This window comes from Candidatus Endomicrobiellum cubanum (assembly GCF_031278955.1).
Lineage (GTDB): Bacteria > Elusimicrobiota > Endomicrobiia > Endomicrobiales > Endomicrobiaceae > Endomicrobiellum > Endomicrobiellum cubanum.
Window position 1 is genome coordinate 1 of sequence record NZ_JAITJM010000029.1, and the last position, 3,223, is coordinate 3,223.

The 3,223-nt window shown below is 31.2% G+C and carries 2 protein-coding genes; both read right to left on the bottom strand.

All coding sequences use genetic code 11. The annotated features are described in order from the left end of the window. Positions 1-291: 291 nt before the first annotated feature. Positions 292-1,338, bottom strand: a complete 1,047-nt coding sequence (locus LBD57_RS02755) for a hypothetical protein (RefSeq protein ID WP_373469815.1) — start codon at positions 1,336-1,338, stop codon at positions 292-294. Positions 1,339-1,373: 35 nt separating this feature from the next. Next, entirely contained in the window at positions 1,374-2,930 is a 1,557-nt protein-coding gene (locus LBD57_RS02760; protein ID WP_373469816.1) for a transposase, read from the bottom strand. Positions 2,931-3,223 lie beyond the last annotated feature (293 nt).

Sequence of the window (3,223 nt, forward strand, 5' to 3'; positions counted from 1 at the left end):
AAAAAAAACTCTCCGATGCTCCTCTTTTGGCTGCTAAAACCAAGCCACCCGAAAAAAAAACTCTCCGATGCTCCTCTTTTGGCTGCTAAAACCAAGCCACCCGAAAAAAAAATTCTCCGATGCTCCTCTTTTGGCTGCTAAAACCAAGCCACCCGAAAAAAAATTATTATTACCAGATTTTCATTGAAAAAATCTTCTTTCTGCAAACAGTTACCCTGTTAAATATGCTTTCGCAGCGAAGTTCTGTGTACGATTAACAACCCAGTCTTCGATAATAAAGGCACAAAATTTTTATTTTCTACCATTATTTAATTTCATAAGATTTAGATCTGCCATATCTTTACAACCTTTTTGCCATTTGCCATTTTCAGGCCAAATTGTTATTTTTTTTCCTATTTTTTCTAAAACTAAAGCCCGTTGTGCAATAATAGCATTATACGTTTTAACGAACTTTTCACCTGGATCACCTTCTAGGCATATGTAACAACGATCTGCTGTTTTGATCATTTTTTGTAGTCTTGGATTGTCGATCCACGTTTTTGTGTTTCTACCTCCAGTTACAATAATTGTTGGCGGCTCATTGTTTTGTCTTAATGCAATATCTCTAAGTGCTAATGCATCAACGCCTCCTTCAACTATCCAAACTACTTCGTTTGATCCAGGCAATACTGGAGCAAATGCCTTTATTGAACCCCTTAGGTCCCTCTTGTTTTCTGTAGGTTCTACGTTATCAACGGTAGATCTTTTTGTTGCACATCTTAATTCATTATTATGATCATAACCACAAAAGATGATTCCATCAATAAGAAACTTAAGGAAATTAACATTTCTTGCGTATTTAATGGTGCTTTCAGAAATGCCTCTACCTTTTAGATATGCTATACCTTCATTAATTCCTGTTTCTATTGGAAGAACCAGTGAGGGTTTATCAGACTGCGGACACCATTCCATCTTAGATTTATCTAGGCTACTAGCATTATTAACACAATTAATATCTAATCGTTTTTTGCTAAAATATGCAGCAGTATCAATACCAGCAGCATAGCAAAGTTGTTTTGCGGCCTCGATGCAATTCATTTGTGGATACAGCTCTAAAACTAGATTTATATTGCTACCAATTGGTGTGTTGTCATGGTAACATGATATCCAATGACCGTCAGTTTTTAAGCTAGTCCTTATATCTTCATCCCCAATTTTTGTGAATCCATGTAAATAAATATATGCATTATTTTCTGATGAACGCTTGAAGACATAAAACCCATTTTGTTCAAGAAATGGAATTGGGTTTGTGACTTTAGCTCGTTCAATGATTGAGTTATATATTGTATACAATGTCATAGTTTTACAATTCGCTTTCTTCTTTTGCTTAAACATCAATTATTGTTTTTTTCTATATAATCAAATTCAAGGCTCTCTCTATCATCTATTTCTTCGTTATTAAAAAATTTTTGTATATTTTCAATGTAAAAAGGATGTATCTTTTGTGAATTTTTAACGTCACTTTCTATAGAATGAATAAAAGATATTAATGATATAACATGATTTTTATTTAGTTCGTTTAAACGTTTCTCATGTAAAGATTTATTAAAACGTTCTAAAAATTTATTTAATTTTTCATATCCTATTTTTGCTAAGTTGTCAGACTTTATGAGAGAATTTTCCGTATTAGCAATTTTCATTTTTTCTGCATTATTACTGAACAGATCATTTAGTATTTCAACAATATTTTTGTTATTACCGTACCTAAGTCCTATCAACTGAAAGATAAAGAAAATATTGTTACCATCCATCATTCCTCTTGTTTTTTTTCCTCTTGGCTTCATCATCGAAAATACTGTTTCAACTGGATTTGAAGTGTATAACTGTGACCTTAAGCTTTCGTCAAAATCAAAGTATGTTAATATAATATCGATATTTTTTGATATTATTTCTTTAGCCTTTTTTGAATACTTTAATTCTTCATCAATTAATTTTCCCAGTAATATTCTTGCTTCTTCTGCAGTCTTTACATTCAAAATATCTGAAAATTTATTACCAACCTGTTTCCATTTTTTTCTGGCTATAGCTCCAAATATATTTCTACATACGTGTATAACGCATCTCTGCTGTTTACTCTCAGGAAATAACTCTTTCACTACATTCCATATTGGTTTTGCACCATCTGCTACAAATATTTTTGCCCTTTCTAGACCTTTTGCTTTAAGCTTATTTAAAAAATCTCTGTATGATTCTTCATTTTCACTATTATCTATCGTTTTTTGCAGTCCCAGAAGAACATATTTATTGTTCCTGTCTAATCCCACGGCGGCTAATATGCACATTTTATCACCGCCTCGCACTTTAATATACGTGGCATCAATATAAATGGCAACGTAATATGCGTTTAATTTTTTATCGAAAAGATCTTTCCCTTTAGCTAATCCTTCTTTAACAAAATAATGAAAAATGTTAATGATATTTCTGGGGCTAAATCCACGAACATCATCTCCAAGTTCTTGTTTTATAAAAGAGCTAATATCATTAATTCCCATCCCCATCATGTATAGTATGAAACATTTCAGTTTTAAATCATATTGAGTTCTTGAATAATCTTCCATATAATCATTTAAATATTTTACTTCTTCATTACTTTGCCTGTCTCTTATTCTTGGCTTTCTTATAAATAAGTTACCAAATATTGTTGTAAAAGTGATATTAGCGTAGCCATTCTTTACATATCTTTGTTCACCATTTGTTAATTTAGAATGTTTATGTTCTTCTATAAATTTATCTGCAGCTATTTTAAATTTTAGATTGTTAAATAATCTCAGTAACTCAGTGTTAATAGGACAATATTGTCCAAGCATGTCATTTATTTCAGGACAATCCAAAACTATTGTGAAAAGTGAAAAAATAGTTGTAATTATTTGACATATTGTGGTATCATTCATTTGAGTGGTATGCCCTTTTCTTTAGCCTAAGGCTTTAGAATTGTTTTATTGCAGCAATAGGTATACCACTCTTTTTCACTTTTGTAAATAAAATTTTATTCTGCTACATTTTTTGTAAATTTCGTTATAATTAATTATTATATTTTTATTATTATATATTGTATTGTTTATATTATTCTTATTTGATTCTTAATAGATTCTTTTGCGTCTAGAGCTAGGCATATCGCCCTTTCCACCCATCCACAGCTACTTTTGCCGTTAAGTGCCTCATTTACTCCAAGAGCCCGGTATCA